The 26,470-nt window shown below is 70.7% G+C and carries 22 protein-coding genes and 1 pseudogene; 16 read left to right on the top strand and 7 right to left on the bottom strand.

The annotated features are described in order from the left end of the window. The first annotated feature begins 19 nt into the window (after window positions 1–19). From WH85_RS03270 to WH85_RS03255, 5 genes are all read left to right on the top strand, one after another. Entirely contained in the window at window positions 20–940 is a 921-nt protein-coding gene (locus WH85_RS03270; RefSeq protein WP_045740129.1) for a proline dehydrogenase family protein, read from the top strand. A gap of 187 nt (window positions 941–1,127) precedes the next feature. After that, window positions 1,128–1,340, top strand: coding sequence for a helix-turn-helix domain-containing protein (locus tag WH85_RS03265; RefSeq protein WP_045740128.1), 213 nt, complete (start codon window positions 1,128–1,130; stop codon window positions 1,338–1,340). A gap of 190 nt (window positions 1,341–1,530) precedes the next feature. After that, window positions 1,531–1,632 carry a 30S ribosomal protein bS22 gene (locus WH85_RS48415; protein WP_007465623.1) on the top strand — a complete coding sequence of 34 codons (102 nt, stop codon included), beginning with the start codon at window positions 1,531–1,533 and terminating at the stop codon, window positions 1,630–1,632. Between the two features lie 78 nt (window positions 1,633–1,710). Next, a complete protein-coding gene (locus WH85_RS03260) occupies window positions 1,711–2,790 on the top strand; it encodes an NAD-dependent epimerase/dehydratase family protein (protein ID WP_045740127.1) in 1,080 nt (359 codons plus the stop codon). Beyond that, window positions 2,787–3,770 carry a lysophospholipid acyltransferase family protein gene (locus WH85_RS03255; protein WP_083448753.1) on the top strand — a complete coding sequence of 328 codons (984 nt, stop codon included), beginning with the start codon at window positions 2,787–2,789 and terminating at the stop codon, window positions 3,768–3,770. Before WH85_RS03260 ends, WH85_RS03255 begins: the two co-directional genes overlap by 4 nt. A 598-nt stretch (window positions 3,771–4,368) precedes the next feature. Here WH85_RS03255 and WH85_RS03250 read toward each other — a convergent pair. Next, a pseudogene (locus WH85_RS03250) lies at window positions 4,369–5,241 on the bottom strand (DUF5667 domain-containing protein); the annotation flags it as partial. 163 nt (window positions 5,242–5,404) lie between these two features. Next, the gene (locus WH85_RS03245) at window positions 5,405–6,265 is read right to left on the bottom strand and encodes a sigma-70 family RNA polymerase sigma factor (protein ID WP_425394611.1); all 861 of its coding nucleotides are present in this window, start codon (window positions 6,263–6,265) and stop codon (window positions 5,405–5,407) included. A gap of 398 nt (window positions 6,266–6,663) precedes the next feature. Here WH85_RS03245 and WH85_RS03240 point away from each other — a divergent pair, with 398 nt between their 5' ends. From WH85_RS03240 to WH85_RS03200, 9 genes are all read left to right on the top strand, one after another. Beyond that, entirely contained in the window at window positions 6,664–8,178 is a 1,515-nt protein-coding gene (locus WH85_RS03240) for a class I adenylate-forming enzyme family protein (RefSeq protein WP_045740125.1), read from the top strand. After that, complete coding sequence (locus WH85_RS03235) at window positions 8,179–8,427, top strand: glutaredoxin family protein (protein WP_045740124.1); 249 nt, start codon at window positions 8,179–8,181, stop codon at window positions 8,425–8,427. Between the two features lie 11 nt (window positions 8,428–8,438). Next, the gene (locus WH85_RS03230) at window positions 8,439–9,080 is read left to right on the top strand and encodes an HAD family hydrolase (RefSeq protein WP_045740123.1); all 642 of its coding nucleotides are present in this window, start codon (window positions 8,439–8,441) and stop codon (window positions 9,078–9,080) included. 233 nt (window positions 9,081–9,313) lie between these two features. Continuing rightward, window positions 9,314–10,054: a redox-sensing transcriptional repressor Rex gene (locus WH85_RS03225; RefSeq protein ID WP_045740122.1), complete on the top strand. Its 741-nt coding sequence runs from the start codon at window positions 9,314–9,316 to the stop codon at window positions 10,052–10,054. Next, complete coding sequence (locus WH85_RS03220) at window positions 10,051–11,364, top strand: glutamyl-tRNA reductase (RefSeq protein WP_045740121.1); 1,314 nt, start codon at window positions 10,051–10,053, stop codon at window positions 11,362–11,364. Before WH85_RS03225 ends, WH85_RS03220 begins: the two co-directional genes overlap by 4 nt. Further along, window positions 11,361–12,290, top strand: a complete 930-nt coding sequence (gene hemC, locus WH85_RS03215) for a hydroxymethylbilane synthase (protein ID WP_045740120.1) — start codon at window positions 11,361–11,363, stop codon at window positions 12,288–12,290. The genes WH85_RS03220 and hemC overlap by 4 nt, the downstream gene beginning before the upstream one ends. Beyond that, entirely contained in the window at window positions 12,287–13,873 is a 1,587-nt protein-coding gene (locus tag WH85_RS03210; RefSeq protein WP_045740119.1) for a bifunctional uroporphyrinogen-III C-methyltransferase/uroporphyrinogen-III synthase, read from the top strand. The genes hemC and WH85_RS03210 overlap by 4 nt, the downstream gene beginning before the upstream one ends. A gap of 58 nt (window positions 13,874–13,931) precedes the next feature. Beyond that, on the top strand, window positions 13,932–14,912 hold the full coding sequence (gene hemB / locus WH85_RS03205) for a porphobilinogen synthase (RefSeq protein WP_045740224.1): 981 nt from the start codon (window positions 13,932–13,934) through the stop codon (window positions 14,910–14,912). Between the two features lie 205 nt (window positions 14,913–15,117). Continuing rightward, window positions 15,118–16,134: a potassium channel family protein gene (locus tag WH85_RS03200; RefSeq protein ID WP_045740118.1), complete on the top strand. Its 1,017-nt coding sequence runs from the start codon at window positions 15,118–15,120 to the stop codon at window positions 16,132–16,134. A 45-nt stretch (window positions 16,135–16,179) separates the two neighbouring features. On the opposite strand, the gene WH85_RS03195 is transcribed toward WH85_RS03200, so the two are convergent. Both WH85_RS03195 and WH85_RS03190 read right to left on the bottom strand, forming a co-directional pair. Then, the gene (locus WH85_RS03195; protein ID WP_245673798.1) at window positions 16,180–18,750 is read right to left on the bottom strand and encodes an adenylate/guanylate cyclase domain-containing protein; all 2,571 of its coding nucleotides are present in this window, start codon (window positions 18,748–18,750) and stop codon (window positions 16,180–16,182) included. Window positions 18,751–19,294: 544 nt separating this feature from the next. Further along, a complete protein-coding gene (locus WH85_RS03190; protein WP_045740117.1) occupies window positions 19,295–19,513 on the bottom strand; it encodes an FmdB family zinc ribbon protein in 219 nt (72 codons plus the stop codon). A 399-nt stretch (window positions 19,514–19,912) separates the two neighbouring features. Here WH85_RS03190 and WH85_RS03185 point away from each other — a divergent pair, with 399 nt between their 5' ends. Then, window positions 19,913–21,217 (top strand): lytic transglycosylase domain-containing protein, encoded by a 1,305-nt coding sequence (locus WH85_RS03185; RefSeq protein ID WP_052720107.1) that lies wholly within the window; start codon window positions 19,913–19,915, stop codon window positions 21,215–21,217. 169 nt (window positions 21,218–21,386) lie between these two features. Then, window positions 21,387–22,406 carry a GNAT family N-acetyltransferase gene (locus WH85_RS03180; RefSeq protein WP_045740115.1) on the top strand — a complete coding sequence of 340 codons (1,020 nt, stop codon included), beginning with the start codon at window positions 21,387–21,389 and terminating at the stop codon, window positions 22,404–22,406. 538 nt (window positions 22,407–22,944) lie between these two features. Here the strand turns inward: WH85_RS03180 and WH85_RS49900 are convergent. The 3 genes from WH85_RS49900 to WH85_RS03170 form a co-directional block, all read right to left on the bottom strand. Then, a complete protein-coding gene (locus WH85_RS49900; RefSeq protein WP_157410711.1) occupies window positions 22,945–23,172 on the bottom strand; it encodes a hypothetical protein in 228 nt (75 codons plus the stop codon). 312 nt (window positions 23,173–23,484) lie between these two features. Then, the gene (locus tag WH85_RS03175; protein ID WP_045740114.1) at window positions 23,485–24,504 is read right to left on the bottom strand and encodes a 2-oxoacid:ferredoxin oxidoreductase subunit beta; all 1,020 of its coding nucleotides are present in this window, start codon (window positions 24,502–24,504) and stop codon (window positions 23,485–23,487) included. Further along, window positions 24,497–26,350: a 2-oxoacid:acceptor oxidoreductase subunit alpha gene (locus tag WH85_RS03170; RefSeq protein WP_045740113.1), complete on the bottom strand. Its 1,854-nt coding sequence runs from the start codon at window positions 26,348–26,350 to the stop codon at window positions 24,497–24,499. The genes WH85_RS03175 and WH85_RS03170 overlap by 8 nt, the downstream gene beginning before the upstream one ends. Between the last annotated feature and the right edge of the window lie 120 nt (window positions 26,351–26,470).

Here is a 26,470-nt window from a genome sequence, read left to right as displayed (position 1 = left end):
CGGGCGATACGCTCGGCCCATGCTCCGATCCCTCTTTCGCGCCGCTGCCGGGTCCTCCCGGCTTGAGCGGCTGGTCGAGTCCGCGCCGGTCAGCAAGGATGTCGTGCGGCGCTTCATCGCCGGCCGCAGTGCCGAGGAGGCGCTCGTGGCGAGCCGGGCCCTGGTCGACGACGGCCTGGTCGTCAGCCTCGATCTGCTGGGTGAGGACACCCGCACGATCGAGCAGGCGGTGACGGCCCGCGACGACTATCTGGGCGCGCTGGGCCGGGTGCGGGACGCGGGTCTGTCGTCGGTGGTCGAGGTGAGCGTCAAACTCTCGGCTCTGGGGCAGAGGATCGACGAGAAGCTGGCGTACGAGCACGCGCGCGCGATCTGTGCCGCGGCCGAGGAGGCCGGCACCGCGGTGACTTTGGACGCCGAGGAGCACGGTTCGACGGACGCGACCCTGGAGACGTTGCTGGAACTGCGTAAGGACTTCCCGGCGACCGGCGCGGTGCTGCAGGCCTATCTGCGCCGTACCGAGGGGGACTGCCGGGAGTTGTCGGCGGCGGGTTCCCGGGTGCGGTTGTGCAAGGGCTCCTATGCCGAGCCGGAGTCGGTGGCGTTCCAGTCGTCGCTGGACGTGGACAAGTCGTTCGTGCGTTGCCTGAACATCCTGATGTCGGGGGAGGGCTACCCGATGGTGGCGACCCACGACGCCCGGCTGATCGCGATCGCCGAGGACCGGGCCCGTTGGTTCGACCGGTCGACCGGGGAGTTCGAGTTCCAGCTGATGTACGGGGTGCGCCCGGAGGAGCAGACGCGGCTGGCCGCGGGCGGCAACACGGTGCGGGTCTACCTGCCGTACGGCGAGCACTGGTATGCGTACCTGGTTCGCCGGCTGGCCGACCGTCCGGCGAATGTGGGCTTCGCGGCCCGGGCGATGACCTCCAAAAAGTAACCCAATCGGGCGAAAAGGCCACAGATCCGGCGTGTCGGCCTTGACTTTTTGTGGGCATTTCACGGAACGTATCGCGTTGGTCACAGCTGTATCGATACCGTTCTGATGACACGCACGTCGTCGCCGCGGCGCCGGAAACCCTCCATCCCGCGGCGGTTCGTGGCTGGGAAAGGAACGGTGCGACGCGATGACGGGTCCAGCCCCGACCGAGGAACGACTCTCCGAGGTCCGGTTCCTGACGGTTGCCGAGGTGGCCGCGCTCATGCGGGTCTCCAAGATGACCGTCTACCGGCTCGTGCACGGCGGTGACCTCACCGCTGTACGGGTCGGACGTTCGTTCCGGGTGCCCGAGCATGCGGTACACGAGTATCTGCGCGGAGCGTTCTCGCAAACCGCCTGAGGACGCCCGCGGCGGGGTCGTGTTGGTACGCCACGACCGGGCCGGTACGCTGGTCCAGTTGGCTCCTGGATTCATGTGTGCCGTCCCCGTCCTCGGACGAGTGGCGCCGCTTCCGGGTGCCGTCCAGTTCGGTTCCGGCCGCGCCTTCGGGTGCCCGGTTCCTTCCGACATGGTTTCGAGAGGCTTTCGTATGGGCTCCGTGGTCAAGAAGCGCCGCAAGCGTATGGCGAAGAAGAAGCACCGCAAGCTGCTGCGCAAGACCCGCGTCCAGCGTCGCCGTCTCGGCAAGTGACGGCAGGCCGGACGCCTCGTCCGGCCTGAGGATCGCAACGTTCGACCGGACGGTCGCAAGGCATCGAAAGGTGCACCCGTGGTGACCTCACCGCCCAGCGTCGTCGTGGTCACCGGAGTGAGCCGTTTCCTCGGCGCTCGGGTGGCTGCACGGCTGGCTGCCGATCCTCGCATCGACCGTGTCGTCGGTCTGGATCCGCATGACCCCCCACCGGGCCTTCTCGGCCTGCTGGACGGGGTGGAACGGATCCGGGCCGACGCGCGTGCGGCGACCGAGGCCATCGCCGAGCTCGGCGCCGAAGCGGTCGTGCACATGGCTGTCACCAGCGTGCCCGATGTGCGGCACGGTGGCCGGGCGGCGATGAAGGAACAGAACGTCATCGGCACGATGCAGGTGCTCGCGGCCGCCCAGGGTGCGCCGCGTCTGCGCAAGCTGGTGGTGCGTTCCTCCACCGCGGCCTACGGCGCCTCGTTCCGCGATCCCGCCGTCTTCACCGAGGACACCGAGCCGCGCGCTGTGCCGCGTGGCCCGTTCGCCCGGGACATCCTCGACATCGAGGGTTACGTCCGCGGGTTCCGTCGTCGTCGGCCCGAGGTCGCGGCGACCGTGCTGCGGTTCGCACCGATGATCAGCTCGACCGCGACGACGTCGCTGACCCGCTACTTCGTGCAGCCCGTCGTGCCCACCGTGGTGGGCCGTGACGCCCGGCTGCAGTTCGTGCACGTCGACGACGCGCTCGAGGTGCTGCACCGGTCGGTGACCGAGGACCACCCGGGCACCTTCAACGTGGCCGGCTCCGGGGTGCTGATGCTCTCCCAGGCGGTGCGCCGGTCCGGCCGGATCGCCCTGCCGCTTCCGGAGTCCGCCCTCTCCACCGGTGCCGCCCTGCTGCGCCACCTGGGTGTCGAGCAGATCGGCCTGGACCAGATCGACCTGTTCGTGCACGGCCGGGTGGTGGACACCCGCCGGCTGGTCGAGGAGTTCGGTTTCACGCCGCGGACCACCACCGCGGCCTTCGAGGAGTTCATCCAGGCGCACGCCGACGGCTCCACGCTCAGCGCGGACCGGCTGGTCGCCGCCGAACGGGCCATCCTGGACGGGATCCGGAAGGTGCGCGCGGCCGCAGAGACCTCCCCGGCGGGACAGGACGCATCGTGAGTCAGGACGAGTTCCGCCGCGACATGCTGCCCGGCCACGCCGATTTCACGCTTCCGGGACCGGCTCCGGCGCAGCGCGTCAACGGCCGCCGCCCGATCCCGGAGAAACCCGAGGCGCCGCCGGTCGCCGCCGAGGACCCGGACGTCTGGGACCGGCGTGTCGCCCGCGGCCTGTCCTTCATCCGGCGCCGGCTGGCCGGCAACTACCGGGTGGACGACTTCGGGTTCGACCCGGAGCTGACCGACACGGTCTTCCACCCCATGCTCAAGATCCTCTATCGGGACTGGTTCCGCACCGAGGTGTTCGGTGTGGAGCACCTGCCGCTCGAGGGCGGCGGCCTGGTCGTCGGCAACCACTCCGGCACGATCGCGCTGGACGCCCTGATGCTCACCGTCGCCCTGCGCGACAAGCACCCGGGCAACCGGCATCTGCGGCTGCTCGGCGCCGACCTGGTCTTCCGGCTGCCGCTGCTCAGCGAGCTGGCCCGGGCGGCCGGCGCGACCGTGGCCTGCAACCCGGACGCGGAACGCCTGATGACCGAGAACCAGCTGGTCGGCGTCTTCCCCGAGGGCTTCAAGGGGATCGGCAAGAAGTTCTCCGAGCGCTACAAGCTGCAGCGCTTCGGCCGGGGCGGGTTCGTCTCGGCGGCGCTGCGCACCGGCACCCCGATCGTGCCGGTGGCCATCGTCGGCGCCGAGGAGATCTATCCGATCCTCGCCGACCTGAAGCCGCTGGCCCGTCTGCTCGGCATCCCCTACTTCCCGGTGACCCCGACCTTCCCGCACTTCGGTCCGCTGGGTCTGGTGCCGTTGCCGAGCAAGTGGCTGATCCAGTTCTGCCCGCCGATTCCGACCGCTCACCTGACCGAGTTCGCCGACGACCCGCTGGTCGTCTACAACCTCGCCGATCAGGTCCGCGAGACGATCCAGGCGAGCCTGCACGAGCTGTTGGAGAAGCGGCCGGATCCGTTCGGTCCCTAACGGATCGACGCAACTTGCTCGGGTCGCCCGGATCGACCGTCCTATAGTGACGATTGAGGGGCGGCCCCGTAGTCGAATACGACTACGGCACCGCCCCTCGCCATGCTGTGGACCGGGAACCATTCTGTGGACCGGGAACCATGCCGGGAACCGGAACCGGAACCGGGCCGAGGACCGGAACCAGGCCGAGACCAAGAGCCGGGCTGAGAACCAGCAGCCAGGCTGAGAACCAGAACCTGGAAGCCGGGCCCCGGACCTAGAACAGGTCGTCGAGCAGCCCGCCCAGCACCCCGCCGTTGCTCTTCTCGGCCGGTTCCTCGTACGCCGGAGGCGTGGTCGGAACCGTCGTCGCCGTCGGCGGCACCGTGGTCACGGTCGCCTTGCCGGTGGTCGGGCGCACGTCCGGGCGGTCCGTGTCCGTCCCGGTGCCGACCGTCCCGTCGGTGTCGTCCGGTGTCGTCACGTCACCGGAGGCGTCCGGATCCGCGCCGGCCCCGGTGCGTACCGGCTTCGGCGTGGGGCTCTTGCCCTCGGTGGCCGGACGCTGCTGCGTCTTGCCGGTGCCCGAGGAACCCTTCGCCGAGCCGGAACCGGTCGCCGGGCCGCCCGCGCAGTCGTGCAGTTTCGGGCCGAGCTGATCGGAACCGTTCGACTCGGGCTTGTCGCAGCTCAGGCCGATCCGCAGTGCCTCGGTCCGCTCGCCGACCTGCTCCAGCAGTTCGAGGGAGGTGACCGCCCGTTCCCGGTTGACCGGGGCGAGCCGTTCCAGGGCCGGGCCGAACGCCTTGCGCTGGTTGTCGACGAAACCGTCGAGCGTGATCAGCGGTTTGACGTCCCGGTGCGCCACGGACGACGTGGTCAGCAGGCGTACGCCCTTGCGGGTGTCCGCGTCCATGTCGTCGAGCACCCCGGTGAACTGCGGGGCGTCACCGGCCATGGCCAGCGCCTCGGTCAGCCGGGTCCGGGCGAAGTCGAGTGAGAGCTGACCCCGGGTCACGTCGGAGCCGGCGATCGCCAGCTGGGCGCGTTCGGTGGAGCGCTTGACGCCGTAGAGGGCGTCGCCCGGGGACGCGCTCTCGCTTGCCGCGGAGATCCCGGAGACGGCCATCGCGCCGGCGGCCACGCCGATCACGATCGCTCCCCGGGCCCGGATCCGCCGGCCGAACAGCGGCCGGCGGGCGCCGGTGGTGAAGTCGGCGCTCGGATCCGGATCGAGCACGGCGGTCTGGCCGATGCCCTCCCGTTCGGCGGCCGCGACCAGCATGGACCGCAGGCCGACGCGGAACTCCGCATCGACCGAGGCCCCGGGCCGGGTCGCGGTGAGGCGGTTGCCGATGGCGACCAGCCGGTCGAGCTCCTCGTCGGCTGGGCCACGGGTGTGGTGCCGGCGGGCGCCGTGGGCGTCGTCGATCAGTTCCGCGAAGCGCTCGGCGCGCCGCGAGCTCGGAAAGGCGAACTTCACCGTGGGCACCTCCCCTCGCTCGTGAATGTCTCGCCGGCCAGCGGGCCGGTGTCGGCGACAGAGCGGTACGGGACGGCCCGTCGCATCCGGACAAACGCGCGACACGCGGCCCCGGTTACGGGTGCCGGAGGGTGCCATCGGGTATCGGAGATCGACATCCGAGAGCCCCGGATCAAGACTGGAACCCTTCCGGTAGGAGCCGGTTGAGCGCCCGGACCGCCCGGTACTGCAGGGCTTTGATCGCACCTTCGTTCTTGCCCATGGTCTGGGCGGTCTCGGCGACCGAGAATCCCTGCAGGAATCGCAGCACGATGCACTCCTGCTGTTCCGGGTTGAGCTGCTTGACCGCGGTGAGCAGGGCGACGTTGGTGATGTGGTCGACGACCGCCGATTCCGGGCTGCCCTCCGGCCCGCGGTCCTCACGGTCGGCGTCGAGCACGTCGCCGGTGGTGACCTCGAGGCGGTACCGGCCGGACTTGAAGTGGTCGGCGACCAGGTTGCGGGCGATGGTCACCAGCCAGGCGCCCAGGTCGCGGCCCTGCCAGGTGAAGCTGCCGATGCGCTTGAGCGCCCGCAGGAAGGTGTCCGAGGTGAGGTCCTCGGCGAGCTGCCGGTTGCCGACCCGGAAGTAGACGAACCGGAAGACCGTGTCGACGTACCGGTCGTAGATCAGGCCGAACGCCTCGGAGTCGCCGCCCTGGGCCCGTTCGACCAGCGCCCACACCTCGGCGGCCGCGTCGGACGGGTCGGGGCGTGCCGGGTGTTTGGGCGGTGCCGACTCGGTGGGTGGCCCGGTGGTGCTCTGCGTCGGCAGGACCACGGTGTGGTCGCCGGCGGCTGCGGTCTCCGGCTCGCCCACGTTCGAGCGCTGGCCCGCGGTGGGCTGAGCCGGGGTGCGGGGGCCGCTGCCCCGGCCCCCGCCGAACTTGCCGTTGCCACTGCTGTTGGGCGAGGCGACGGCGGGTGGAGCGTTGGGTGGCCGGCGGCTGCCGGCCTGTTTGGGGCTGTCTCCGCGGATGGTGTTCACGATCATTCCGTCGAAGGACTCACGCAGGCCGTTCAGGCTCTCCGGGAGTGCGAGCCGTCGTTGGTACGGGTCTCCCGCGTACGCATGAGTCACTTCGCCTCCTCAACCCGGCGGGCCTCCAACGACCGCGAATCCGTCCCGCCAGACGTGGATTCACTGAAATTCGGTGCGGCATGTGGCACAGCGGCCTCCTCGGGATGAGGGTGGTCACTCACAACAAAAGGGGTGGGGCAACCCGCTGAATCGCCGGTTGACCTCACCCTTTGGTGTGGATTCTGTTACGCAGACCGGAAGTATCACCGACTTTGGACACGTTGAGTCGCACACCGTGTGCGCTCCGAGTAAAGCCGCGTAAGTGACCAAAAGAGGCGCGCGGATCCTCCCGTCACCCTCACCGAGACCGCATGGTCGCGATCGGACGCCCTGTCCGGCGTCCCGGCCGGGTGTGCTCTGTGCCAGACTCGGGCCTCGTGGAGGAAGTGGAGGAACCCGCCCGCGATCCCGTCGCCGAGGCCGCCGCCCGTCGTCCCGGCCAGACCGCGCTGATCAGCGATGATGCCGTCGTGACCTGGTCCGAGCTGGACGCGATGGTCACCGCCGCGGCGCACTGGACAGCGGCGCGCACCGATCCCGGTGACCGGGTCGCCATCGTGCTCGGTAACTCGGTGACGTTCGCTGCGGTCTATTTCGGTGTGTTGCGCGCCGGCCGTGTCGCGGTGCCGGTCAACCCCGGCTACACGGCCGACGAGCGCGGGCACATCCTCACCGACTCGGGTGCGGCACTCGTTGTCGGACCTGATCAGAATCCGACGGCTCACGGCGTACCCGGAGAAATGCCGGTGGTTCGCGGCGGAGATCTCGCGGTCCTGTTCTACACCTCGGGCACGAGCGGGCGCCCGAAGGGCGCGATGCTCACCCACGCCGCGCTCGCCGCCAACCACGACCAGCTCGACCGGATCGACCCACCGGTGATCGGCCCGGACGACGTGGTGCTGCTGGCGGTGCCCTTCTTCCACGCCTACGGGCTGAACACCGGCCTCGGCTCGGTGGCCCGGCACGCGGCGACCGGCGTGCTCGCCGAACGTTTCGACGCGGCCGCCTCGCTGGAACTGGTCGCCCGGCACGGGGCGACCGTCACGGTCGGCGTCCCGGGGATGTACCAGGCCTGGACCCAGTCACCGGAATCGGACACGGCGGCGCTGCGCGGTGTGCGCACCGCGGTCTGCGGCGCGGCTCCGCTGCCGGCCGGGGTCGCGGCGCGGTTCCGGCAGCGGACCGGCCGGCCGATCCTGATCGGGTACGGCCTGACCGAGACCGCCCCGGTGCTGACCACGACCGCGGTCGGCGACCGGGACAAGAGCGACTCGATCGGCCGACCGCTGCCCGGTGTCGAGCTGATCCTGCGGGCCGGCGGCGGCACCGTGTTGTGGCGGGACGGCACCGCCGCGCTCGAGGAGGACGTGGCGGGCTCGGCCGGCACCGACCCGGGCGAGATCGTGGTCCGCGGCCCGAACCTGTTCTCCGGGTACTGGCCGGACGGCCGGGACGGTCCCGGCCCGGACGGCTGGTGGGCGACCGGCGACATCGCGTACGCCGACGCCGACGGCGACCTGGTGCTGGTCGACCGGATCGGCGAGCTGATCCTGGTGCACGGTTTCAACGTCTACCCGGCCGAGATCGAGCGTGTCCTCGACGCGCATCCGGGGGTGGCCGCGTCGGCCGTGGTCGGCGTCCCTGATCCGCGGACCGGTCAGCGGCCGTACGCCTACGTGGTGCCCGCGGGTGATCCGCCGCCCGGCGTGGCCGAGTTGCAGGCGCACTGTGCGGCCCGGCTGGCCCGGTTCAAGCTGCCCGGCGTGGAGCTGGTGGCCGAGCTGCCGCGGTCGCCGATCGGAAAAGTTCGCAAGAGGGAGCTCTGAATGTCCCGTCTCACCCTGATCAGTCGTGTCGGCTGTCACCTGTGCGAGGTGGCCGAGCAGACGCTGGACCGGATCGCCCCGGGCCAGTACACCAAGATCGACGTGGACTCGTCGGTCGAGCTGGAGCGCGACTACGGCGACCGGGTCCCGGTGCTGCTGCTCGACGGCAAGGAGCACGGCTACTGGCGGATCGAGGAGGAGCGGCTGCTGCGGGATTTGGCTCGACAACCGGGTGAACCCCGGCTGTAGGTTGGCTCCCCGTGACGTCTAAGCACCTGGTCTGGGACTGGAACGGGACCCTCCTCGACGATCTTCACCTGGTGGTCTCCGCGACCAACCAGGCCTTCACCTCGGTCGGCGGGCGGCTCGTCGACGCCGACGAGCACCGGCGGGCCTTCCGTCGCCCGGTGGCCGACTTCTACGCCGAGATGCTCGGCCGCGCGGTCGAGCAGGACGAGTTCGGCCGGTTGGACACGATCTTCCACGAGGCGTACCGGTTGGGCCTGACCGACATCGTGCTGGCCGCCGACGCCATGGAGGCGATCCGCAGCTGGCCGGGCAGCCAGTCGCTGCTGTCCATGTGGTTCCACGAGGAGTTGGTCCCGGCCGTCGAGACGTACGGTCTGACCGGTGTCTTCACCCGGATCGACGGTCTGCGGGCCGAACTGGGCGGCGGTCTGAAGGCCGGGCACCTGGCGCGGCACCTGAGCGAGCTCGGTGTGCCCGGCGACCGGGTGGTGCTGATCGGTGACTCCATCGACGACGCCGAGGCTGCCGAGTCGGTCGGCGGAACGGCGGTTCTCTACACGGGCGGGTTCACCGACCCCACCCGGCTGCGTAATTCGGGCCGTCCGGTCGCCGACACGCTGGTGGACGCGGTAAAGATGGCCATGTCACTCTGAGTCAGGTGGCCCTGGCGGCCTCGGAGCGGTAATACTCGACGAGGTCGGCTCGACTAACACAGTCGGGTCGATCTTGTCCAATTGTCCCGACAAGATCGCGATTTGTGCACGCCTTCACAAGCGCCTACTCTGTGACTCCGACGAGCCCCGCTACCACAGCCGCCCCACGAGGCTTCCACCGGTATCGCACAGACAGGGCTCACCGCAGGTCCGCCTCGTCGGCACGGAGTCAGATGAGTCAGCAGCGTCACGGAAGCACGCCCGGCGAAGCCGGTGGCGTCCCGGCTTTCCCGGATCTGCCGGAGGCGACCATCGCGCGGCTGCCCGAATATCTGCGCGCCCTTCACCACCTGGCCGAGACCGGGGCCGAGACCGTCTCCAGCGAGGGCCTCGCGGCCGCCGCCGGGGTCAACTCGGCGAAGCTCCGCAAGGATCTCTCGCACCTCGGTTCCTACGGCACCCGCGGCGTCGGCTACGACGTCGCCCTGCTCGTCGCCCAGATCGAGTTCATCCTCGGCCTGGACGAGAACAGGGCCGTCTGCCTGGTCGGCGTCGGCAACCTCGGGCACGCCCTGGCCGGTTACGCCGGGTTCGCCAGCCGCGGGTTCCGGGTCGTCGCACTCTTCGACGCCGACCCGAACAAGGTCGGCGAGCAGATCAACGGGCTGAACGTGCAGCACATCGACGACCTGCGGCGGGTCGCCGCCGAGGAGTCGATCACGATCGGCGTGATAGCGACTCCACCGGGCACCGCCCAGATGGTCGCCGACGCCCTGGTCGCGGCCGGTGTGACCAGCATCCTGAACTTCGCGCCCGGCGTGCTGTCGGTGCCCGCGAACGTCGACGTCCGTAAGGTGGATCTCGCCATCGAGCTGCAGATCCTCTCGTTCCATGAGCACCGCAAGGCGTCTCTGACATCGCTACCCGGTGGCCGGTCCGCCGCGGCGGACAACCAGGAGGCGGTCGGTTCGTGAACCTGCTCAGCATCGGTGCCTCGTACCGCACCGCAGACGTGGCCGTCCTGGAACGGCTGACCATTCCCGAACCCGACGTGGCGGCACTGCTGCAGCGACTGCTCGCCCAGCCCTACGTGGGGGAGGCCGTCGTCGTCTCCACCTGCAACCGGGTGGAGATCTACGCGGCGGTCAGCGGGTTCCACGGCGGGCTCGGCGACATCTGCAACGTGCTCTCCGACCACTCCGGCATCCCCGCCGCCGACCTGGCCGCCCACCTCTACGTGCACTACGGCGAGGCGGCCGTGCGCCACTCGTTCCGGGTGTCGTCCGGCCTCGACTCGATGGTCGTCGGTGAGGCGCAGATCCTCGGGCAGCTGCGCGACGCGTACCACGTGGCCACCGAGGTCGACTCGGCCGGCCGGCTGCTGCACGAGCTGATGCAGCAGACCCTGCGTGTCGGCAAGCGGGCGCACGCCGAGACCGGCATCGACAAGGCCGGGCAGAGCGTCGTCACCGCCGCCCTGGACGTGGCCGCCGACCACCTCGGCGGCGACCTGACCGGACGTCCCGCGCTGGTCATCGGCGCGGGCGCGATGGGCTCGCTGTCGGTGGCGACCCTGACCCGGACCGGCGTCGGCCCGCTGCGCATCACCAACCGCAGCCTGGAGCGCGCCGACCGGCTCGCCGAGGCGTACGGCGCGACCGCCTTCCCGATCGACGAACTGGTCCAGGCGCTCGGCGAGGTGGACATCGTGGTCAGCGCGACCGCCTCCACCGAGCCGGTGCTGACCCGTGAGCGCCTGACCGCCGCGCTGGCCGCCCGCACCTCCACCGACCCGCTCGTCGTGCTCGACCTGGCGGTGCCGCGCGACGTCGCGCCGGGCGCCGCCGACCTGCCCGGACTCGTCGTCGTCGACATCGACAGCCTGGCCACCAGCCGGCGTGCCCTGCCGGCGGCCGCGGAGACCGCCGCCGTCGAGCAGATCGTCGCCGGTGAGGTGGACAACTTCCTCGGCTGGCTGCGCGGTGCTGAGATCGCGCCCACAGTGGCGGCCCTCCGGACCCGTGCCGATGAGGTCGTCTCTGCCGAGATGCGCAAGTTGATCTCCCGGCGTCCGGAATTCACCGAGGAGCAGCGGGGCGACGTTTCCCGTACCCTGCACCGGGTCGTCCAGCAGCTGCTGCACTCGCCGACCGTGCGGGTCCGGCAGCTGGCCGCCGAACCCGGCGGCGACCAGTACGCGGCCCTGCTCCGTGAACTGTTCGACCTGGACGTGCCGTTGGCCACCCAGGCGGACGCCGTGCCCGAGATCGGAGGCAAAGCATGACCCGCCCGCTGCGTCTCGGCACCCGTGCCAGTGCCCTCGCGCTCACCCAGTCCCAGATGGTCGCCGACGCGCTGACCGCCGCCACCGGCCGTCCGGTCGAACTGGTGCGCATCGTCACCAAGGGCGACCGCTCCTCGGCGCCGGTCGCCCAGCTCGGGGTCGGCGTGTTCGTCTCCGCCCTGCGTGACGCCCTGGTGTCCCAGGAGATCGACTTCGCGGTGCACTCCTACAAGGACCTGCCCTCGGCGGGACATCCGGGGCTGTACATCGCCGCGATCCCGCGCCGTGAGGACCCGCGTGACGCCCTGATCGCCCGGGACGGTTTGACGCTCACCGAGCTCCCGCCCGGCGCCCGGATCGGGACCGGAGCGGTGCGCCGTATCGCGCAATTGCATGCCTTGGGCCTAGAGTTGCAGGTCACGCCGATTCGGGGGAACGTCGACACGCGGATCGCACGGGTGCTCGGCCCCGAGGCCGACCTCGATGCGGTCGTCCTCGCCCGAGCCGGAGTGGCCCGCCTCGGCCGATCCACCGAGATCACCGAGACGATCGACCCGATGCTCATGCTTCCCGCACCCGCTCAGGGCGCGCTGGCGGTGGAGTGCCGGGCCGACGACGCCGACCTGGTCGAGCTGCTGGCCGCACTCGACCATGCACCGACCCGCGCCGCGGTCCACGCGGAGCGGTCGATGCTCGCCACGCTGGAGGCCGGGTGCAACGCGCCGGTCGCGGCATACGCCGAGGTTGCCGAGGGCGACAACGGTGACGAGATTTACCTGCGCGGTGCGGTGATCAGCCCGGATGGGGTTCGAGCCATCCGGCTGTCGCGTACCGGAACGCCCGCCGGCGCGGCGGAGATCGGCAAGGCCCTTGCCATCGATCTCCTCGACGCCGGAGCCGATACCCTGATGGGGAGCACAGAATGACCACCCGCACCGCCCGTAAGCCAGCCGGACGCATCGCGTTCATCGGCGCCGGACCCGGCGACCCGGAGCTGCTGACCCGCCGCGCATATGCGGCGCTGACCGATGCCGACCAGGTGGTCTACGACCGCGGCGTGCCCGAATCCCTGCTCAGCGCGATCCGCTCCGACGCCAAGGCGGACGCCCAGTTCAGCCCGGCCGAGGGCGCGCCCGGCGATGTCGCCAAGGTGCTGCTCTCCGCCGCCAAGTCCGGCCTCTCCGCCGTGCACCTGGTGTCCGGTGACCCGTTCGGCCACGAGTCGGTGGTCAAGGAGGTGCAGGCGGTCGCGCGGACCGCGGTGCACTTCGAGGTCATCCCGGGCATCGGCCAGGCCGAGGGTGTCGCCGCCTACGCGGGTGTGCCGCTGCCCGGCGTGCGCATCTCCGCCGACGTGGACGACGTCACGAACCTGGACTTCGACGCGCTCGCCACGGCCGCTCAGAAGGGGTCGTTCGCGGTCGCCGTGGACGCCGGCGACCTGGCCGCCGTCCGTGACGGCCTGATGGCCGCGGGCGTCGAGCCGGGTGTCCCGGTCGCGGTGACCGGCGACGGCACCGGCGAGACGCAGTACACCACCACCTCGACCGTGGACAGCTTCGTCGCCGCGGCACTCGGCTTCACCGGCCGTGTCGTGCTCACCGTCGGTTCGGACGTCGCCGAGCGCGACAACCTGAGCTGGTGGGAGAACCGCCCGCTGTACGGCTGGAAGGTCCTCGTCCCGCGGACCAAGGAGCAGGCCGGCGCGATGAGCGCCCGGCTGCGTGCCTACGGCGCCATCCCGTGTGAGGTGCCGACCATCGCGGTCGAGCCGCCGCGGACCCCGGCGCAGATGGAACGCGCGGTCAAGGGCCTCGTCGACGGCCGCTACGCCTGGGTGATCTTCACCTCGGTGAACGCGGTCCGCGCGGTCTGGGAGAAGTTCGGCGAGCACGGTCTGGACGCCCGGCACTTCGGTGGCGTCAAGATCGCCTGTATCGGTGAGGCCACCGCCGAGGCGGTCCGCGCCTTCGGCATCCAGCCCGAGCTGATCCCGGCCGGTGAGCAGTCCAGCGACGGTCTGCTGGCCGAGTTCTCGCCGCACGACGAGATCCTCGACCCGGTCGGCCGGGTGCTGCTGCCGCGCGCCGACATCGCGACCGAGACCCTGGCGGCCGGCCTCATCGAGCGTGGCTGGGAGGTGGACGACGTCACGGCGTACCGGACGGTCCGTGCCGCCCCGCCGCCCGCCGAGATCCGCGACGCGATCAAGTCGGGCGGGTTCGACGCGGTGCTCTTCACCTCGTCCTCCACGGTCCGCAACCTGGTCGGCATCGCCGGCAAGCCGCACGCCCGTACGGTCGTCGCGGTGATCGGCCCGAAGACGGCGGAGACCGCGGTCGAGTTCGGCCTGCGGGTCGACTCCCAGCCGCAGAACGCCTCGGTGCCCGACCTGGTCGAGGCGCTCGCCGAATACGCCCTGGAGCTGCGCGAGAAGCTGGCCGCGATGCCGGCCAAGCAGCGCCGCGGCTCGAAGGTGCAGGGGCCGACGGCTCTCCGCTTCCGCTGATGATCCTCTGAAACGCGCCGGCAGGAATGCCGGCGCGTTTCTCGTTGAAGGAGTGTCGATGTCCTTCCCCGACATCCGCCCGCGCCGCCTCCGGCGCACCCCCGCGATCCGCCGCCTCGTCGCGGAGACCCGCCTCGACCCGGCCGAGCTGGTCCTGCCGTTCTTCGTCCGCGAGGGCATCAGCGAGCCGCGACCGATCAGCTCGATGCCCGGCGTCGTCCAGCACACCCGTGAGTCGCTGCTCAAGGCCGCGCACGAGGCGGTCGAGGCCGGCGTCGGCGGCCTGATGCTCTACGGCGTGCCGGACCCGGCTGCCAAGGACGAGACCGGTTCGGCCGGTCTCGACCCGGACGGCATCCTCAACGCGGGCATCCGTGACCTCAAGGCCGAGCTGGGCGACAGCACGGTCATCATGAGCGACCTCTGCCTGGACGAGTTCACCTCGCACGGCCACTGCGGTGTGCTGGCCGCGGACGGTTCCGTCGACAACGACGCGACCCTGAAGCTCTATGCCGAGATGGCGGTCGTGCAGGCCGAGGCGGGCGCCCACATGGTCGGCGCCTCCGGGATGATGGACGGTCAGATCGGGGTGGCCCGCAAAGCCCTCGACGCGGCCGGCCACCAGGACGTCTCGATCCTGGCGTACTCCGCGAAGTACGCGGGCGCCTTCTACGGCCCGTTCCGCGAGGCCGTCGGTTCGGCGCTGCAGGGCGACCGCCGGCAGTACCAGCAGGACCCGCCGAACGTCCACGAGGCCCTGCGTGAGGTCGACCTCGACGTGGCCGAGGGTGCCGACATCGTGATGGTCAAACCGGCTCTGCCGTACCTGGACATCATCGCCGCGGTCCGTGAGCGCGTGAACGTGCCGGTCGCCGCCTATCAGGTCTCCGGCGAATACGCGATGATCGAGGCGGCCGCGGCCAACGGCTGGATCGACCGCGAGCGCGCCATCCTCGAGTCGCTGACGTCGATCAAGCGGGCCGGCGCCCAGATCACGCTCACCTACTGGGCCACCGAGGTAGCCAAGATCCTTTCTTAGGGTACGCGTGACCCGACGCTGATCCGGTCCACCCGCGACCGCGCCGCCCTGTTCCCGGTCGTAGCGCGGTCGCCGGACCGGATCACCGGGTCGCGGGCGCGTCGCGTACCCGATGCCCTGCCGAAGGCCGTCGAAGGGCGATGTGTCGTCCTCTGCGTGTGATCTCCACGGTGACCGTTATGGTGTTGGGCGTGCAGGCAGTTCCATGATTCACCTTCCCCTGGTCCGGCAGGGACCGCTCAAGGCGCTCGCGGCGCGGCTGGCGATGGCCTGCGCCCTCGTCCTGGCGACGGTCAGCATCATCTACGCCGACCGGGCCGGTTACCGGGACGTCAACGAGGACGGCCTGACACTCCTCGACTGCTTCTACTACGCGGTCGTCACCCTCTCCACCACCGGCTACGGCGACATCACCCCGGTGACACCGAGCGCCCGCCTGGTGAACGTCCTGCTGATCACCCCGGCTCGGGTGCTCTTCCTGATCATCCTGGTCGGCACCACGCTGGAGGTGCTGACCGACCAGTACCGCAAAGGCCTGCGGGTCAGCCGGTGGAGGCGAAAGTTGAAGGACCACGTCATCATCTGCGGCTACGGCACCAAGGGCCGGGCCGCGGTCGCCGCACTGCTGGAGACGGGCTACGACAAGTCGCGCATCGTCATCGTGGAGAACCGTGAGGCGGGCATCCGGCAGGCCACCGCCGGCGGATTCGTGGTGATCGAGGGCGACGCCACCCGGTCGGCGGTGCTCAACGAGGCGGACGTCAAGAACTGCAAGTCCGTGATCATCGCGACCGACCGGGACGAGGCGTCGGTGCTGATCACGCTGACCGTGCGGCAGCTGACCGCCGGCCAGGTGCGGATCATCGCGGCGGTCCGCGAACAGGAGAACGCCGCACTGCTCAAGCAGAGCGGCGCCCACCACGTGATCGTGTCGTCCTCCACGGCGGGCCGGCTGCTCGGCCTGACCACCACCGCCCCGCCACTGATCGACGTGGTGGAGGACCTGCTCACCCCGGGCCAGGGCATGGCGCTCGCGATGCGGTCGGCCGAGCGGGCCGAGGTGGGACGCAACCCGCGGGAACTGGTCACACTGGTGGTGGCGCTGATCCGCCGGGGCAAGGTGCTGCCGCTGGGTGGTGAGCACGCGGTCACCATCGAGACCGGTGACCTGCTGGTCTACATCCGCGACGAGGAGAGCGCTCCGGCAGGGGTGTCCGTCTAGCCTTTTCAGCGGGCTGTCCGGGTTCGCGGCCGGTCGTCCGGACTCTCAGCGGGCTATCTGGGCGAATCGGACCGCTCCGTCGGCGAGGTCCGGGTGATCGACCGCCAGCGCCAGCGCCACGATCCGGTCGAACCCCAGGCCGGCGCCGTCGGCGTACGCCGCATCGAAGGCCATGTCCCCGAGGGCCGCCCGCAGGCACGTCTGCTGCGCCGACCAGAAACCGCCGAACGTGTCGGTCCGCCGCGCCCCGCGCGCCGCCTCCGCCCCACCGAACAGCACCGTAGCCGTCACCGGATCCCCGCCCAGCGCACACCGCACCGCGATGGCCGCGACCGCGTCCGCCGCCGCACCCCGGAACCCGTGCCGCAGCCGGGACCGCAACGCGACCACCAGATGATCGTGGGCGGCGATCAGATCACCACGGCGCAACGCGACCATGCCGAGCAGCCAGTCCACCGCGCGCCGCCCCCGATCCTGCGGATGCCCGGCCTCCAGCTGCCGGGCCGCGCCGAGCAGATCGGCCGCCTCCCGCAGGGCGTCCCGCCGCCAGAGCAACTCGGCCAGCGCCAGCACGGCCGGCAACGCGGCCGCCGCGACCCCGGCCCGCTCCGCCTGGGCGATCAGCTCCCGGCAGGTGAGCTCGTCGCCGGGCTCCCCGTCCGGCCGGACCCGCCGCGCCACCGCACAACGGATCAGCAGCTCGGGATCACCGGCCCGCCAGGCCGCCTGCTCCGCGCGGTCCAGGTGCCGTTCCCGTTCGGCCCGCTCCTCGGTCAGCCCGGCCTGCACCAGCAACGCCCCGGCCTGCTCGGCGGGCGTCACGTGCACGTCGGAGATCCGCTGGTGCAGCCGGGTGATCAGGGACCGGCCCTCGGCGACACCGTCGTGCTCCCGCCACCACGGGTCCAGCGCGCAGGCCAGGCGCAGACCGGCCCGGACCGCGCCACTGGACACCGCCCAGCGCAGGGCGGCCTGCCACTCGGCGACATACGGCCCCAACTCGGTCAGCGACACCGTGCGGACCTGGTCGTCGGTGTCCACCCCGGCCCGGTCGAGCGTGTCCAGCGACCAGGCCAGGTGCTGGTCGCGGACGGCCGGCTCGTCACCGGACTCGGCGAGCAGGCGCAGCGCATAGGCGCGGACCTGATCGGACATCCGGTACCGCGGACCGGGCACCACCTCGACCAGCGACTTCTCGGCCAACTCGGAGAGCGCGCCGAGCTCGTCCGACCCGCACCACTCCACCGTGGCGAGATCCACCGGGCCGGCGTACACCGCCAGGCGCCGCAGCAGCGCCGCCGCCCGCCGACCCAGCGTGCGGTAGGACCAGGCGAGATTGTTGGTCAGACTGGCATGCCGGTCCTCCCGCAACGCCACGGTGTCGGCCGGATCCAGGTCGAGGGCGGCGAGCGGATCGTCGAGCCGCCGGGCCAACTGCTCGGCCGGCAACAGCCGCAGCCGGGCCGCGGCCAGCTCGATCGCCAGCGGCGAACCCTCCAACCGGGCGGCGAGCCGGGCCAGCTGCGACTCCCCATCGCCCGGACGCCCGCCCTGCGCGGCCGCGGCACGGTCCCGGAGCAGCGCGAACGCGTCCGCCGGAGCGAGCGACGGCAGACGCCAGACGGTCTCCCCGGGCAGGCCCATCGGCGCCCGGGCGGTGGCCAGCACATCCATCCGCCGGCACCGGCTGAGCAGCCGGTGCGCCAGCGTCGCGGTCAGCCCCGGCGCGGCGTCGCAGGTCTGCAACACCACCAGCATCCGCCGCTCGGCACACTGCTCGATCACGGTGTCGATCACCGGACGGCCCGGCTCCGGGCGTAGACCCAGAGCCGCGACCAGGGCGTGCGGCAGGCCTTTCGCCGCGGCGGCGGCATCGATCGTCCAGACACCACCGGGGTACGCGGGAAGCAGCTGCTCCGCCACCGCGTGGGCCAGCCGCGTCTTACCCGATCCGCCGGGACCCACCACGGTCACCAGACGGTGGTGACCGACCAGCTCGGCCAGTTCGGTCGTCTCGGCCCGCCGCCCGATGAACGGCGTGTGCTCGGCCGGCAGGTTGTGCCGGGGCGCCTCGGCGGTCCGCAACCGCGGGAAGTCGCGATCCAGGCCGGAGGCGACCACCTGGAAGATCCGCTCGTCGTCGTCGAAGCCCCGCAACCGGAACGCGCCGAGATCCTGCAGGTCCACACCGTCCAGGCCGGCGGCACGGGTCACGTATCCGGCGGTCACTGCCTGAGCGGTCGCCTCCGAACAGAGCACCTGCCCGCCATGGGCGGCCGCGGACACCCGGGCGGCCCGGTGAACCTCGGCGCTGGCGTATTCCCGGCCGACCGGCGTCGCATGCCCGGTGTGCAGACCCATGCGGACCCGGGGCATCGCATCGGGCTGCGGCCAGTCGTGCGCGGCAAGCCGGCGCTGCGCCTCGACGCACGCCGCGAGCGCGGCACCGGCATCCGCGAACGCCACGAAGAAGGAGTCACCCTCCGTTAAGAGTTCAACACCATCAAAGTCTGCCAACACAGCGCGTAGCACTGTTCTATGCGCACCGAGCACATCGCGGTAACCCTCACCGAGCATCCGGGCAAGGCGAGTCGAGCCCTCTATGTCGGTGAACATAAAGGTCACCAGACCGCTGGGTAGCTCGTTCCGTCCCGACACGGTGGACCCTCCGCCCCCTTCGTGGAAGTCGTGACTCATGCTGGCGTATCTCTGAGTCACCGCCCATCGTAGAAACGGACGGTAATCATCTGCCCGCCACGGCCGACCCCTTACGGAGGACAACTGATCGTCGGTATCGACGGTGACGTACGGGACTACGCGTCTCGTAACGAAAGAGATCGAACGCGGAAACGCCGCGGACGGGCAAAACCGTCAAGCCGATCAGGTGCACCCGAACGGGGCAACGAATCGACACGGGGTGCCAGGGCGCGCTCACCGGCCGAAGTCGACGCCGATCGTCGGCGGTCACCCGAACGGGATCACGGCGTACGGCACATGATCCCGTTCTCCGGTGTTCCGGGGCCTGGCGGTCGTTCACCGGCTCAGGCGTCGTGCGGTTCCATCGACGGCGTGCCGGTCGTTTCTGATCAGCGTCCGTGGGCCCGCTGCTTCCCGGGGCGCCTGGTTCCCGGCCCCGGGGCGTTCGCTTCCGGCTCCCCGATCAGCAGCCGCAGGAGCCGCCGCAACAGCCTCCACCTCCGCCGCCGGACGGGGCGGACGGGGCGCCCCCGCCACGGCCGGTCACGGCGACAGTGGACAGCAGCTTGACCGTGTCGGCGTGCCCCTCGGGGCAGGCGGCCGGCTGACCGGCCTCGCTCATCGGACGGCTGACCTCGAAGGTGGCGCCGCACGCGCGGCACCGGAACTCGTAACGCGGCATCCGACCAGCGTAGGGCCCGTGTCGAGGTCGTTGCGCCGGGAGTCGGCCAGGGCTTGTCCCCGGGCACGTCGAGGAGTGTTCCAGGGCATGTCGACGAGTGCCACGGTCGTGGTGCCGGACCGGTAGGGTCGACGCGTGGCCGAGTCGCGGAAGAAACCACCAGCCGACCAGCCGGCGCTGCGGTCCGCGGCGCCCCGTCAGCGCGAGCCGCTCGACGACGCTGCGCCCGCCGGGGGCGAACCTGACGCCGCCGCGCCTGCTTCGGCTGCGTCTGCTTCGGTTCCGCCTGCTTCGGCTACGCCCGCTTCGGTTCCGCCCGCCGGGGGGAAGGTGTCACCCGCCGATTCGGACAGTTCCGTCGTTGCTGCTGACAGTAGCGGATCCGGCAAGCCCGGGGCGGTGGAGAAGTCGGATGGGAAGCCGGAGACCACCGGAGAGAGTGACCCGCCGGCGTCCCCTTCCGTGAACGAGGCCGGCGCTTCCGGTTCGCCGGCACCCGCCGAGAAGGCGGCCTCCCCCGAGAAGGCGGCCCCTTCCGAGAAGGTTGCTGCCTCCGATCCCGCGAAGGCTGTTCCTTCCGATCCCACGAAGGGTGCCTCTTCCGAGGGTGCGAAGGCTCTCTCTTCCGGGGATGAGAAGAAGCCTGACGACGTCAAGAAGGCCGATGGCGACACGAAGGTCGACGGGGGCGAGGCCGGCGACAAGGCTGGTGCGGCGACGAAGGTCGAGACCCGGCGGCTCCGGCCGTTGCGTGCTGTCGGGCGGGCCGGGCGGGCGACCTACGACTGGACGCGACGGCCCGCCGGCCGCGTGATCGTGCCCGGTGTGCTGGTGGCGGCGCTGGTCGCGTTCGCCGCGACGTCCGGCGCCTATCTGGTGCCGAAGGCCCTCGAGGTCACCCCCTCGCCCAGCTCCACCCCGCTGTTCGGGTCCGCCCCGGCCGTACCGGAAGCCTCCGCGGGCCTGCCCGTCGGCGCCGGAACACTGGCTCCCTCGATCGGCGTTGTTCCGGGCGCGACCGCCACACTTCCGGGCGCCACTCTTCCCGGGGCCACGGTGCCCGGTGCCACCCTGCCGGGCACCGTGGCCCCGGGCACCGGCACGGGAACCGGTACCGGCGCGACCGGCGGACGACCGGCCGACGCCCTGGACAGTTGGGCGCGCGAGATCGGCACCCGGGTGGGCATCCCGGTGGTGGCTGTTCAGGCTTATGGGTACGCCGAGCTGGTGACCGCCAAGACCACCCCGGCCTGCCGGTTGAGCTGGACCACACTAGCGGCACTCGGGAAGATCGAGTCGTCGCACGGCAGCCACAACAACGCGGTGCTCGGGGTGGACGGCAAGTCCACGCCACCGATCTACGGTCTGCCGCTGGACGGTCAGGGCGGGCGGCAGATGATCCGGGACACCGATCAGGGCACGCTCGACGGCGACACCACGTACGACCGGGCCATCGGGCCGATGCAGTTCATCCCGTCCACGTGGAAACAGTTCGCGATCGACGCCGACAACGACGGCACGGCCGATCCGCACGACATCGACGACGCGGCGCTGACCGCGGCGGCCTACCTCTGCACCGGCGGGCGGGACATGTCCAAGCCCGACTCGTGGTGGGACGCGATCCTGTCCTACAACGCCGTCCGTCAGTACGCCCAGGACGTCTACGCCGCCGCCGAGGATTACGGGGCCCGCAGTCTGGCGTGACGAGGTGAACGGCAAATGCGACACCACGTTGGTGCCGAGCTCGCCGTTGATCGGGTCGGCACAGCCCAGCGTGACGAGGTGACCGGCAAACACGACCCAGGGTGATCATAGGCGTACTTTTGCGTGGTCAGCACTTCCCTGAAGGTCGGATCAACGGCACGATGGACGAGTGAGGGTGCGTGAATGGGATCCCCGCTCCGCGTCCGCGGCCGAGATCCACTCGCTCGTGGAGTTGGTGAACGCGGTCCTGGCGGCTGACCTCCCCGACGATCCACCCTGGCGTGACGTGCAGGTCCGGGATTATCTGGCCGAAACCATGCCGGGCGAACGCCGGATCACCTGGATCGCCGAGGACGACCGTCTGCCCGAGGGCGAGGGGCAGATCTTCGCCCATGTGAACATTCTGCTCATCGGTGACATCGGTGTCCTCGAAGTGGTGGTTCGCCCCGAGTTGCGCCGTCGCGGGCTGGGCCGTCAGCTGGTGGCGATGGCCGCCCGCCGCGCCTACCTGGAGGGTTTCTCCTCGATCGGGGTGGAGGCGATCGGCAACACCCCGGCGATCGGGTTCTACGAGTCGCTGGGCTTCGAGCGGGAGTATGTGGAGACCCGCAGTGTGCTCAGTCTGGACGCGGTCGACTGGCACGCGCTGCAGGCGATGGCCGGGGGGATCAGCCCCGGCTACCGGGTCGAATACCACCCCGGTGGTCCGCCGGATCCACTGCTGGAGGCGTACGCGCAGGCCAAGACCGAAGCCCAGCGCGACGACGACGACCTCGACCTGCAGCCCCGTTCGTCGGACCCGCAGCGTCTGCGGGAGTCACTGGACACCCTGCACAAGCGGGGGCTGAAGCCGTACATCGTGCTGGCCATCCACGAGGCGACCGGTGCCGTCGCAGGGCTGACCGAGGTGGTCGTTCCCGCCCAGCATCCCGAGCGCGCCGACCAGTACGACACGATCGTGGTCCGGGAACACCGCGGCTACGGCATCGACCGGGCGATCAAGGCCCGCATGCTGTTCGAGTTGCGGGCCGCCGAGCCGGGGCTGCATCAGGTCCAGACCTGGAACGCCCAGCACAACGAGTCGATGCTGAAGGTCAACGCGGAGCTGGGCTATCAGTCCGACCGGGACTGGTTCGAGTACATCGTCGACGTCTCCCAGCTGGTCCAGTCCTTGGAACCCCGAGACTGAGGAACGAGCGCACGGGGGCGTCGGAGCTGAGACGTGGCCGGTCCGAGGGCCGGGCGATTGATCAACACGGTGCCGTGGGCGACGAGCCGGCAACAGCCGCCACTGCGACGGCGACCGGATGGCCGCCGCCCCGGTCGGGAGCCCCGGTCGGGAGTCGCCCCGCATGCCGTCAGCCGTCGTTCACGGCCGCCACACGGAGGTAGAGCCGTCTGCGGCCGTCGTTCTGCGGCCGCCCCATGTGTCGGCGCCGTTCAGCCATTCGTGGCCTCCTCGGGGCCGTCGCCGAGATCGGAAGAGGTCGAGTGGCGTTCCGGCCACCCCGGCCGTCGGCCACGGTCCGCCCGCGAGTCGAAAGCGACCGTGGGCGGCGGCTGGGTGTCCCTGAGCCGTTGCTGACGGCTGGGTTCCGTCCTCTTGGGCAGCCGTGGTCGACGGCTCGGCCGGCTCGGCCGTCGGCTGTGGCTCATCTGCGAGTCGAAAACGACCACAGCAGACGGCCGAGCAACCCGAGCCGTCGACCGTGGCTGATTCCCGACTCCTAGGCAGCCGTGGCCGACGGCTCGGAGCTGCCCGGGCCGTCTGCTGTGGTCGTTTCGGCTCGTAGGCGGCTCGTAGGCGGCTCGTAGGCGGCCCACAGGCGGACCACAGGCGGACCACAGGCGGCCCGCAGGCGGACCGCGGGCGGCTCGTAGGCGGACCGCAGACGGGATCGCAGGCGGACCGCAGGCGGACCGTGGTCGACGGCCGGGTCGGCAGTGGTGGCCACCTCAGCGCACCTCGGCCGTTTGCCGCAGCGTGGAGCCGCACCCAAGATCAACTTAAGCTGAGTGGCGTCGACCGTCGCGGAGCTGTGGGCAGCATGCGTGACGGTCGAATACGACCGTCACGGCTGACCGAAACTGATTAGTGAACCCGTGGGGGTCTCGCCGCGCATCGGACCGGAACTGCGGCAAGCGGGTGACCCATGCAGACGCGGGCGGTCAGGTGGGGGCGGTCCGGATCGCCGGAGACGGGGTAGGTCGTACCCCCGGAAGAAGCGTGAGACGAACCGCCTGGGCCCGGAGGAACGGGGTGTGGTTCAGAGGATCGTCCACGTGTCCCCGGCGTGCAGGAGTTCGGTGAACATCTCCCCGGGCGTCCCGGTCGCCTGCGCCCGCGCGTCGAGCACCTGCTTGCGGACGATCTCGTCGTAGGACGGCCGCTGCACGGAACGGAACACGCCGATCGGTGTCGTGCCCAGGTCGGAGCCGGACAGGCGGGTGAGGGCGAACGCGTAGGCCGGATCGTCGACCGTGGCGTCGTGCACGATCGGGGTGCCGCCCTCCTGGACCTGAAGACCGAAACCACCCTCCGGGTAGACCACCGAGTAACGGTTGTCGGGACCGAAAACGATCGGGGCATCCTGTTCGAGGCGGATCAGGTGCTCGTCGCGGGTGGACGGGTCCTTCACCAGGTCGAAGGCGCCGTCGTTGAAGATGTTGCAGTTCTGGTAGATCTCGACGAACGCGGAGCCCTCATGGGCGGCCGCCGCGCGCAGCACCGCCTGCAGATGCTTGCGGTCGGAGTCGATGGTCCGGGCGACGAAGCTCGCCTCGGCGCCGAGCGCCAGCGAGAGCGGGTTGAACGGTGAGTCGGCCGAGCCCGCCGGCGTCGACTTGGTGATCTTGCCGAGTTCGGAGGTGGGGGAGTACTGGCCCTTGGTGAGGCCGTAGATCCGGTTGTTGAAGAGCAGGATCTTCAGGTTCACGTTGCGGCGCAGGGCGTGGATCAGGTGGTTGCCGCCGATGGAGAGGGCGTCGCCGTCGCCGGTGACGACCCAGACCGACAGGTCGGGCCGGGAGGCGCTCAGGCCGGTGGCGATGGCCGGGGCGCGGCCGTGGATCGAGTGCATCCCGTAGGTGTTCATGTAGTACGGGAAGCGTGACGAGCAGCCGATGCCGGAGACGAAGACGATGTTCTCCCGCGGGATGCCCAGCTCGGGCATGAAGCCCTGCACGGCGGCGAGGATCGCGTAGTCGCCGCAGCCGGGGCACCAGCGGACCTCCTGGTCGGACTTGAAGTCCTTGGAGCTGAGTTTCACGGTGACCGGGTCAGCCATTCTTCACCACGTCCTCGAGCATGTTCTCCAGCGTCGCGGCGGTGAACGGCAGGCCGCTGACCTGGTTGAAGGGCACCACGTCGATCAGGTGTCTCGCCCGGATCACCGCGGCGAGCTGTCCGAGGTTCATCTCCGGGACGACGACCTTGTCGTAGCCCGCGAGCACCTCGCCGAGGTTGGCGGGCAGCGGCGCGAGGTGCCGCAGGTGGGCCTGGGCGATGGTGAGCCCGCGCTGGCGCAGCGCCCGGCAGGCCGCCCCGATCGGCCCGTAGGTCGAACCCCAGCCCAGGACCAGCACCCGGGCCGCCTCGGAGGGATCCTCGACGTCCACGTCCGGCACCGGGATCGCCTCGATCCGGGCCGCCCGGGTCCGGACCATGAACTCGTGGTTCGCCGGGTCGTAGGAGATGTCGCCGGTCTTGTCGGCCTTCTCCAGGCCGCCGATGCGGTGTTCCAGTCCGGGTGTGCCGGGGACCGCCCAGGGCCGGGCCATCGTCTCCGGGTCACGCAGGTAGGGCAGGAACCGGCCGTCCGGCGCGTTGGGCTCGGCGGCGAACGTGACGGTGAGGTCGGGCAGTTCGTCGACGGCCGGCAGCAGCCACGGCTCGGACCCGTTGGCCACGTAGTTGTCGGACAGCAGGATGACCGGGGTGCGGTAGGTGAGCGCGATCCGGGCCGCCTCGATCGCCGCGTGGAAGCAGTCGGACGGCGACCGCGGGGCGATCACCGCGAGCGGCGCCTCGCCGTGCCGGCCGAACAGGGCCAGGTTGAGGTCGGCCTGCTCGGTCTTGGTGGGCATGCCGGTGGACGGTCCGGCCCGCTGCACGTCCACGATCACCAGCGGCAGCTCCAGGGCGATGGCCAGCGAGATCGTCTCGCTCTTGAGCGCCACGCCGGGGCCGGAGGTGGTGGTGACGCCGAGCGCCCCGCCGTACGCCGCCCCGAGCGCCGCCCCCACCGCGGCGATCTCGTCCTCGGCCTGCATGGTGGTCACGCCGAAGCGCTTGTGCTTGGAGAGCTCGTGCAGGATGTCCGACGCCGGGGTGATCGGGTAGGCGCCGAGGAAGAGCGGCAGCCCGGAGCGCACCGCGGCGGCGACCAGTCCGAGCGACAGGGCCTGGTTGCCGGTGATGTTGCGATAGGTGCCGGGCGGCATCTTGGCCGGTTTGACCTCGTAGCGGACGGCGAACGCCTCGGTGGTCTCGCCGTAGTTCCAGCCGGCCTGGAACGCGGCCTTGTTCGCGGCGACCAGGTCGGGGCGTTTCACGAACTTGCGTTCCAGGAAGCGCAGCGTGGACTCGAACGGCCGCGAGTACATCCAGCTGAGCAGGCCGAGCGCGAACATGTTCTTGGCGCGTTCGGCGTCCTTCTTGCCCACACCCAGGTCGGCGAGCGCGCCGACGGTCATCGACGTCAACGCGACCGGGTGGACGGCGAACTCGTCGAGCGAGCCGTCCTCCAGCGGGCTGACCGGGTAGCCGACCTTGGCCAGGTTGCGCTTGGTGAACTCGTCGGTGTTCACGATGATGTCGGCGCCGGGCGGCAGTTCGGACAGGTTCGCCTTGAGGGCGGCCGGGTTCATCGCCACCAGCACGTTCGGCGCGTCGCCCGGGGTCAGGATGTCGTAGTCGGCGAAGTGGACCTGGAAGCTGGAGACGCCGGGCAGGGTGCCGGCCGGTGCCCTGATCTCGGCGGGGAAGTTCGGCAGGGTCGAGATGTCGTTGCCGAGCTGTGCGGTCTCCGAGGTGAACCGGTCGCCGGTGAGCTGCATGCCGTCGCCGGAGTCGCCGGCGAATCGGATGACGACCCTGTCCAGTTGTTCGACTCGCTTCGAGGGGGCGGCCACGTCTCAACCTCCAAAACGGCGCGTGCCGACGGATGACGCTTGTCGATGCTACTTCGCGGATCCTCACGGGGTGGCCGCGAACCGTTGCCCACAGTAGTCACACGGTCGAGCGCCATCCAG

Origin of the sequence: Actinoplanes rectilineatus (assembly GCF_000962825.1) — a bacterium.
Lineage (GTDB): Bacteria > Actinomycetota > Actinomycetes > Mycobacteriales > Micromonosporaceae > Actinoplanes > Actinoplanes rectilineatus.
This window is presented reverse-complemented; position numbering and strand designations above follow the sequence as displayed.

Excerpts from the sequence above, each read along its gene's own strand:
- WH85_RS03270 (WP_045740129.1), top strand. The coding sequence starts at position 20 with ATGCTCCGATCCCTCTTTCGCGCCGCTGCCGGGTCCTCCCGGCTTGAG.
- WH85_RS03265 (WP_045740128.1), top strand. The coding sequence starts at position 1,128 with ATGACGGGTCCAGCCCCGACCGAGGAACGACTCTCCGAGGTCCGGTTC.
- WH85_RS48415 (WP_007465623.1), top strand. The coding sequence starts at position 1,531 with ATGGGCTCCGTGGTCAAGAAGCGCCGCAAGCGTATGGCGAAGAAGAAG.
- WH85_RS03245 (WP_425394611.1), bottom strand. The coding sequence starts at position 6,265 with ATGATCGTGAACACCATCCGCGGAGACAGCCCCAAACAGGCCGGCAGC.
- WH85_RS03240 (WP_045740125.1), top strand. The coding sequence starts at position 6,664 with ATGGTCGCGATCGGACGCCCTGTCCGGCGTCCCGGCCGGGTGTGCTCT.
- WH85_RS03235 (WP_045740124.1), top strand. The coding sequence starts at position 8,179 with ATGTCCCGTCTCACCCTGATCAGTCGTGTCGGCTGTCACCTGTGCGAG.
- WH85_RS03225 (WP_045740122.1), top strand. The coding sequence starts at position 9,314 with ATGAGTCAGCAGCGTCACGGAAGCACGCCCGGCGAAGCCGGTGGCGTC.
- hemC (WP_045740120.1), top strand. The coding sequence starts at position 11,361 with ATGACCCGCCCGCTGCGTCTCGGCACCCGTGCCAGTGCCCTCGCGCTC.
- WH85_RS03210 (WP_045740119.1), top strand. The coding sequence starts at position 12,287 with ATGACCACCCGCACCGCCCGTAAGCCAGCCGGACGCATCGCGTTCATC.
- hemB (WP_045740224.1), top strand. The coding sequence starts at position 13,932 with ATGTCCTTCCCCGACATCCGCCCGCGCCGCCTCCGGCGCACCCCCGCG.
- WH85_RS03200 (WP_045740118.1), top strand. The coding sequence starts at position 15,118 with ATGATTCACCTTCCCCTGGTCCGGCAGGGACCGCTCAAGGCGCTCGCG.
- WH85_RS03195 (WP_245673798.1), bottom strand. The coding sequence starts at position 18,750 with ATGTTCACCGACATAGAGGGCTCGACTCGCCTTGCCCGGATGCTCGGT.
- WH85_RS03190 (WP_045740117.1), bottom strand. The coding sequence starts at position 19,513 with ATGCCGCGTTACGAGTTCCGGTGCCGCGCGTGCGGCGCCACCTTCGAG.
- WH85_RS03175 (WP_045740114.1), bottom strand. The coding sequence starts at position 24,504 with ATGGCTGACCCGGTCACCGTGAAACTCAGCTCCAAGGACTTCAAGTCC.